8 protein-coding genes and 1 pseudogene are annotated in these 8054 nt (G+C 39.4%); 7 read left to right on the forward strand and 2 right to left on the reverse strand.

Annotated elements, in window-relative coordinates:
• The 5 genes from G399_RS20595 to G399_RS0110765 all read left to right on the forward strand — a co-directional run.
• Window positions 1–410 (forward strand): sensor histidine kinase (locus G399_RS20595; protein WP_034896923.1); only part of this gene is annotated, 410 nt, incomplete at its 5' end.
• 450 nt (window positions 411–860) lie between these two features.
• A complete protein-coding gene (locus G399_RS0110755) occupies window positions 861–1547 on the forward strand; it encodes a THxN family PEP-CTERM protein (RefSeq protein ID WP_006010003.1) in 687 nt (228 codons plus the stop codon).
• A 415-nt stretch (window positions 1548–1962) separates the two neighbouring features.
• Window positions 1963–2883, forward strand: coding sequence for a sensor domain-containing diguanylate cyclase (locus G399_RS22565; RefSeq protein WP_051288541.1), 921 nt, complete (start codon window positions 1963–1965; stop codon window positions 2881–2883).
• Window positions 2884–2970: 87 nt separating this feature from the next.
• On the forward strand, window positions 2971–3867 hold the full coding sequence (locus tag G399_RS22570; RefSeq protein ID WP_051288543.1) for an EAL domain-containing protein: 897 nt from the start codon (window positions 2971–2973) through the stop codon (window positions 3865–3867).
• Between the two features lie 13 nt (window positions 3868–3880).
• Complete coding sequence (locus G399_RS0110765) at window positions 3881–4630, forward strand: ferredoxin--NADP reductase (RefSeq protein WP_006010001.1); 750 nt, start codon at window positions 3881–3883, stop codon at window positions 4628–4630.
• A gap of 59 nt (window positions 4631–4689) precedes the next feature.
• On the opposite strand, the gene G399_RS0110770 is transcribed toward G399_RS0110765, so the two are convergent.
• Window positions 4690–5559, reverse strand: coding sequence for an ADP-polyphosphate phosphotransferase (locus G399_RS0110770; RefSeq protein WP_006009997.1), 870 nt, complete (start codon window positions 5557–5559; stop codon window positions 4690–4692).
• Between the two features lie 138 nt (window positions 5560–5697).
• Between G399_RS0110770 and G399_RS20605 the strand changes: the two are divergent.
• A pseudogene (locus G399_RS20605) lies at window positions 5698–6882 on the forward strand (phospholipase D-like domain-containing protein); the annotation flags it as partial.
• A gap of 82 nt (window positions 6883–6964) precedes the next feature.
• Here G399_RS20605 and G399_RS22995 read toward each other — a convergent pair.
• Window positions 6965–7201, reverse strand: coding sequence for an NAD(P)-binding protein (locus G399_RS22995; protein WP_026843651.1), 237 nt, complete (start codon window positions 7199–7201; stop codon window positions 6965–6967).
• A 215-nt stretch (window positions 7202–7416) separates the two neighbouring features.
• Here G399_RS22995 and G399_RS20610 point away from each other — a divergent pair.
• The coding region (locus tag G399_RS20610) for a MipA/OmpV family protein (RefSeq protein WP_051288545.1) at window positions 7417–8054 on the forward strand (638 nt) is incomplete at its 3' end.

Genomic DNA, 8054 nt, shown 5'->3' on the forward strand with positions numbered 1-8054 from the left:
TAAGCTATATGAGCCGCAGTGTTGAACAACTTCTTGATTTGTCCCGGGCGCAAAACTCGAATACCTATTTACTTAAGCCGATACTTATCGTCAAACCCGTGACCGATGCCTGCCAGCTTTTAGGTCCCCTGGTACTGCGTGAAGATAAAGATCTCGAACTGATAGTAACAGGTAATAATGACTCGGTTATTTATGGTGACCACAGTGCACTGACGATTGCGTGTAAAAATATCATTGAAAATGCAATTAAGCATGGTGCCGTAAATGGATTGATCCGTGTTGAAGTCGGCGATAACTGGATAAGCTTTTCAGATAATGGTCCGGGCATAGATAAAAAAATCAGACTCTCGCTTTACAAGCATTTTGGCGGAATAATCAATCAAATAACGATGGTTCAGGTCTCGGTCTAGCCATAGTGCGAGCATACAACCTTAATTCGACTGCGCGAAATATAGAGATCCAACAACCCCACTGCAGCCTGTCAGCTTTCTTTACACTTTCTATGTTAAAAAACTCACCGCTAAATACACCAAATTGAATTTTAATTGCTGTCATCTGCGCATTGAAAAGAAGCTTAAGACCTAAATTAATGGCATAAACGGAATATATGCTATTGAAATAAGTATCACTAAACCTGAATTTGACTTCGATTAATAAGAACTTTGAGTTAACTACTGTCAGGTTTTTTTACACTTAATTGATTAAAAAAACACCAAAAGATACAACTGTTTGTTTTTTAATCATAATTTATTTTCGGTATATTTTTTGCACAATATTATTTGGCATAATTGGTTCAGTGGCACAATTTTCGTATTGCTATTCTAAAATAATGAGTAAAAATTAATTAAAGGAAAATAATTATGAAAAAGCAACTAATCCAAGCAGTTTTTGCCGTAATCGCGTATTGCGGTATTTCGTTGTCAGCATATGCGGCTCCGATTGATGGGACAAGTTCGTGTGTATTCCAGAATGCTCAAGGTCCGACCACAATGGTAAACTCGGGTGTAGGTTCGGACACATTCACGTGGGGCACCGGTGGTAATGGTACGGAACCGTCATCACTGGTCTGCGAGGGTCAGAGCATTGCCGGAACTATAGGCTCATTCTTCGACATCGGAGAAATTACCTACTTCAATGGTACAATTGTATCAGGAACGGGCGCTGATTCGGTAGATCTAAGTATAACCATTGACTTCACTAATCCATTTGGCGCAAATGAAATGTTCACTTATTTACTGTCGTTGATTAACACGCCAAATACAGGTTCGGCACAAGCGCAAGCAGATATTGTGCAGTTTCCTATCGTATTACCGACTGAGACGTTTAATATTGCAGGTATATTATATACGCTTGCGTTAGAAGTTGGCAATGTAACAACAGGTGGTTTCTCGACTCAGAATACTTTTTCCGTATTGGAAGGACAGTCTGCAACAGCAAATTTACGTGGAAAAATAACTATCGCGGATGTCCCTGCACCCGGCACGCTTGCGCTGCTAGGGCTAAGTTTAGCAGGATTGAGTCTCGCTAGACGCAGCACGAAGAAATAGGTTACCGTCTAACACTGTAAAAGGTCCCACTTGATAGTCGGGGCCTTTTTTCATGCCATTTGTCATCTATTCTGAATCTAAATTAACAAATTGTGCATCCAATTAACATCCTCGCGCGTTTGGCTTTCGCGTTGGTTGAAAATCAAATCAGTCGCAGAAAAAGAGCATACCGGAGCAGCTGATTAGTTAAGCACATAGAAACTGCATAGTGGAATCTGCTTAAACCAAAAGTTTTGAATTGCGGGATACCGCACTTTCTCGCTAAATATCACATTTTATTAGACAGACAACAATCATATTCAGTTAAAAATGCCGATCCGGGCGCGTATTAAGCGCCTATTTGTAATTAGTACCTAATGTAGAATAAGATAGTAACTTATAGTTATTTAACTGCAAAATTGAAGAGGCAAGCGCATTGGCCAATCGTTCGTTATTGAATCGGGTATTTCATATAGAAATAGGAACGCCACCTCTTTATATATTCATCAGATACATCGTTCTCACTATTTTGTTGATTTATCCGATTGCATTTACTCACGCATATTTTTTCTATATTGAGACCTCAGTTACGTTTTTTATTGCACCCACTTTGGTAGCGATTATTATCGGCTCATTGCTTGCCAATGGAGCACTGCTTAAATTTAAACTACAGCATAAGACTAAACAATTTCGCGCAATTGCAGATTTAGCACAAGAGTTTACCTATTTACGCTCTATTGATGGCTGCTATGAATATGTGTCTCCATCCTGCATCAATTTAACCGGGTATGATCAACAGGCCTTTTATGACACGCCTAACTTAATGGATCAGCTAATTCATCCCGACGATATTGGTATATGGAAGTGTCACGTACATAAAATAAATGACAATGGTGACCCTGAGGCTTTTGATCTGCGTTTACTCTCAAAAGAGGACTCAACTGTTTGGTTTAATCATACCTGTATGCAAGTTACTGACGATAAGGGTAAACAAATAGGTGTCCGCTCGTCTAACCTTGATATTACTAAACGCAAGCAAGTAGAGGACAAACTCAGTTACCTTTCATCCCACGATGACCTAACCGGGCTCTTTAATCGTCGAGAATTTGAACGCCGCATTGAAGATATGATAACGAGCAACGTACATGATAAATCAGAACATGCAATGTGTTATATCGACCTCGACCAATTTAAAGTAGTAAATGATACTTGCGGGCATGCAGCCGGCGATGAAATGCTTCGTCAACTGAGTGTGGTGCTAAAAAAAATTATTCGAGCAAGCGGTACACTAGCGCGGCTAGGCGGTGATGAGTTTGGCGTGTTGATGACAGACTGCTCAATTGAAGGGGCACACTAGGTTGCCACGCTTTTACAAACGGCAATTCAAAATTATCATTTTCAGTTTGAAGAACATAGATTCAGAACGAGCGCGAGCATTGGCTTAGTGCCCATAATAGGAATTGGAAGTACATTAACCGGTTTATTAAAAGACGCTGATGCGGCATGTTATATGGCTAAGGACTCTGGGCGTAATCGTATTCATGTATATCATATTGATGATGAGGGTTTAACTAAACGCCATGGTGAAATGCAATGGGTTAACATCATTCAACAGGCTTTAACCGAGGACCGATTCTGTCTTTACGCGCAAAGTATCGAGTCACTTAATAACAGCGATAAAATGCATTATGAACTGCTTGTTAGAATGCAAGATGAGGAGGGAAACATCATTCCACCTGGTGCGTTTTTGCCATCAGCAGAACGTTATAATCTGATTGAGCAAGTCGACCGGTGGGTCATAGAAAAAGCCTTTCGTGTACTGGAAGAAAATCCTGTTTTTTTGAACACCGTTGATTTCGTTTCGATTAATCTCTCTGGCCATTCGTTGACTGATGCAAGCATATTAGACTTTATCGTTTCCAAATTTAGTCAACATAGGGTCGATGGGAGTAAAATTTGTTTTGAAATAACAGAGACTGCGGCTATCTCACACCTTCTACTGGCTGAAAACTTTATAAACAACCTTAAAAAGTTTGGGTGCTATTTTGCTTTAGATGATTTTGGTAGTGGACTTTCATCATTTGGCTATTTAAAAAATCTATCCGTGGATTATCTAAAAATAGACGGTTTGTTTGTGAAAGATATGATAGAAGATAGAATAGACTACGCTATGGTCAAGTCAATTCATCAAATTGGCCATATTATGGGAATGCAAACCATCGCTGAGTTCGTTGAGTCTGATGATATCAAAGATATGTTAAAAGAACTTGGTGTTGATTATGCTCAAGGTTATGCAATTCATAAGCCTCAACCTTTTCAAGAGATACTTGAAAATATATAAGTAGAAACCAACAATGGCTAAATGGCACGACGCAGTAATCATTGATAGGGTGGACTGGAATCCGCATTTGTTTAGTTTGTACTTTTCATGTTCTGAATTTCCAACATTTACCGCAGGTCAGTTTGCCAAAATTGGTGTTGAAATGCAGGACGGCACTGTGATTTCTAGGCCATATTCATTGGTTAATTCTCCTCAATCAGATGTGTTAGAAGTGATTGCTGTGCCTGTAGAAGAGGGGAGTTTATCACCTAAGTTACATGCGCTTCAAAAGGGAGACAAGCTGAAAATAATGTCTCCAGCAACTGGATTTTTAGTTCTCAATGAAGTTCCAGCCAGTGAAAATTTACTTATGCTTGCCACTGGGACTGGTGTTGGCCCTTTTTTATCTATCTTGGAAACGCGTGAACCTTGGCGAACTTATAAAAACATCACGTTAGTTTATGGTGTAAGAAAGTTTCATGATTTAGCATACCTAGCAAAAATAGAAAAATGGCAAAATGATCATGCAGAACAGTTTTCTTTTGTGCCAGTGGTGAGCAGAGAAAAGCATGCCGGCACTATTCAAGGAAGGATCCCGGCACTTATTAAAAGTGGTGTCATTCAAAACCAAACAAAAATTGACATCAATCCTGAAAACACTCAAGTCATGCTTTGCGGAAATCCAGCAATGATAGCAGACGCGATGCAAGTACTTAATGAATTGGGTTTTAAAAAGCACTTACGACGCTCCCCAGGACAAATAAGTATGGAGCGCTATTGGTAAATTATATAGGTGAATCATTGAGTAAACTCCGTGTGGTAATGTTAGTCACGCAGAACTGCTTACTTCAACAGTTTTTGCTTTAATAACTGTAGCTCTAGCTTGCGTTGTTCATCACTAATCGGATAGCTCATATTCAGGGCCTTTAATGTTTTATGCATAATTTTGGCAACAATTAAGCGTGCGTTCTTTTTATCATCTGCTGGCACAGCATACCAAGGATTATCGCTTGTGCTCGTTTCTTGCAAACATGCTTGGTAAGCCTCCTGATACTGTGGCCAAAACTCTCGTTCTTTTATATCAGCATCAGTAAACTTCCAATTTTTATCTGGGTCATCTATGCGATCAATAAAACGCAAGCGCTGTTCTTCCTGAGAAAGGTGCAAAAATATTTTAATAATGTGGGTACCGCCATTGTGCAGATGTTTCTCTACATTATTAATAGAACGAAAGCGGTCTTGCCATAAGTCACCTTTAGCAAAATGTTCCTCTGGAATTTTCTGAGCTTCGAGTATTTTAGGGTGCACTCGGACTATCAGCACTTCTTCATAATACGAGCGGTTAAATACACCAATACGACCGCGTTCAGGCAACGCTTGATTGGTTCGCCATAAAAAATCATGCTCCAATTCATTAGCGCTCGGATGTTTGAAACTAGTGACCTGACAGCCCTGTGGATTAATCCCGGACATAACATGGCGAATAACGCCGTCTTTGCCAGCCGTATCCATTGCTTGAAATATTAATAGTAGTGAATATTTGTTGGACCCATACAATAGCTGTTGTTGTTTGCTTAATTTGGTGACCTGTTTTTTGAGCATTCGTTTATAATGTTTCTTTGACTGATATAGAGGATCAGTCTGGGTAGGGCAGTCTCGAAGTATAAACTTCTCGCCTGGTGTTACCTTAAAATCATTTATTTTTATGCTCATGATGATCTCCATATGAAAGTCTTTATTAGATTTATTGCAATTTTGTTGTAAGCTTCTAGCTGTACTTATATTGTCTGATTATATATGTACTGTCGTTTTCCATAATTCACTTAACCGCGCATTACTGAGTAGGCTTTTATGCAAATATTTGAAGAGTTACTTGAATGGACCTATATCCATTGGGTAACCATAACAATTATTTTACATATTAGTTTATCTCTCATTAGCAGTTTACATGTTCTGATGTTCAAAGAAAACGAACGCACTTCACTGGCCTGGATTGGCCTTGTTATACTTTCACCCGTTGTGGGAAGTTTGTTTTATTGGTTGTTTGGAATAAATCGAATCAAACGTTTAGCGCAGAAAAAACATCCAAAAACACGTAAACCAGATTTTCGCCATCAACAAAAACCCATCAAATTTTTCCATCTACCCAAGCGTTGGCATTCATCAATCATTGCTGGATATAAAATTCATCCAGTTAATTATATTGCAGCCAACACAGTTGAACCGCTCATTAATGGTGATACAGCCTACCCAGCTATGATCCAATCGATTAATAGCGCTAAGCACCACATTGTTTTATCAAGTTATATATTCAATTGGGATTCCGTTGGACTCCAATTTATTAACGCCTTAGGTGAAGCTCATAGTCGAGGTGTCATTGTGAACGTACTACTGGACGGCATAGGCATTGGTTACAGCTGGCATAAATCAGACCGAGCTTTAAAAAAGTTAGGGGTTAAAACAGCTCGTTTTTTACCCGCCATTTCGCTTACCAGTATTCGTTTTATCAACCTAAGAAACCACAGAAAAATTCTCTGTGTGGATGGTGAAGTGGCTTACATCGGTGGAATGAACATAAGCCAGAATAATGTAGTTAAAAACACAGAAACCCCCATTGATGATGTTCAATTTCAAGTAACGGGCCAGGTTATTGACCAAATTAGTCAGGTATTTATAGAGGATTGGTTTTTTGCGACAGGTGAGCTAATTGAATTCCCCCTGCATAAACCCAGCATACATAAGCAAACAAGCGAGCAATCTGTCGTTGCCCGAGTCATTCAAGATGGTCCCGATGAAGACCATAACAAAATACGCTGGGCATTAATTAACGCATTAGCTAGCGCGCGAACCAACGTGAAAATTATGACGCCTTATTTTATACCAGACCAAACATTAATGACATATCTTCACGCAGCAGCATTACGTGGCGTGTTAATCGAAATTATTGTGCCTGAGCACAGTGACATCTTTTTCGTGAACTGGGTGATGGAAGCAAACTTCTTGAGAATAATAGAGCACGGTGTACACGAGTATAAGTAGAATAAACCACATATCTGATCTATTCAACAGGGACTAATTTTGCTGGATTTAGGATTATTGAACTGACTGTTGGAACAGGTTAAAGGCAGAGAAAGTTATCCATAATCCCGAAGTTATTGAATATATCTCGTAAAATGAAAGGCTGCTCTTTTGTCCCGATACCACTAAGTTGTTGCAGAGCGACTTCAAATTCGAATTTTCCCCTCATAAATGAGGTAGCGCATCCTCCGGAAACATTATGCCTCTCTGAGAGTAACGTTTTGCTCCTCCTCGTTGCAGTGGCTGCCGCGGTAAGTCCTGCATTTCCGGCACCCATTACAATAGCGTCAACATTGACCTTTAGACTTCCTTTGTATCTATAAAATTTTATCTTTGGGGCGCGGTTTTATTTTTTGCTGATTTATTTTCTATGTGTAAGTTTCAAGAAAGATTCAACTGGTAATCTTTGTCTTGAGGTCTGGTTGACAACTCTCTTGATTAAGCTGCAGATACATTATGTATCTGATTTTTACAACATTAAAAGGTACTAATATGAAAATTATAAACTCGCTCCTTACCATCGGTTTTTTAATAGGCGCACCACAAGCACATGCAACTGATAAATATCATGAACCTGAATTAAGTTGGGGTGTTGGACTAGGTATTATCAGTGAAGATGAAGGTTATATTGAGCTGGGCAGTGATAGCATGGCTGTGCCTATCTTCATCATTAATTACGGTGATTTTTATTTGATGGGTCCTAAGTTTGGCTATCAGTTATATGGCAATGATAATTATACTTTCGGTTTGACGGGAAATTATCGACTGGACGGCTATGAAGCACAGGACAGTCCATTTTTGATGGGCATGGACGACAGAGATGGCACCCTGGACATAGGTGTTGAATATAGTTACGACACCGGCTTTGGAAAAATTGGCATAGAAGTGGTCACAGATGCACTAGGCACACATGAAGGATATCAGGCCGACATTTCCTATAGTTATCCTATTAATTTTGATAATGGCCAGCTTTCACCTTATATCGGTGCAGAATATCGTAGTGATGACTTAGTTAATTATTATTATGGTGTAAAAAGTACTGAAGCGACTCAAATACGTCAATTTTATCAGGCTGATTCTGCCGTTAATCTTGTGATGGGGATCAGAAGTACCTGGTTTTCGGGACCTCA

The organism is Brumicola pallidula DSM 14239 = ACAM 615, assembly GCF_000428905.1.
In the GTDB taxonomy this organism is placed as follows: Bacteria; Pseudomonadota; Gammaproteobacteria; order Enterobacterales; family Alteromonadaceae; genus Glaciecola; species Glaciecola pallidula.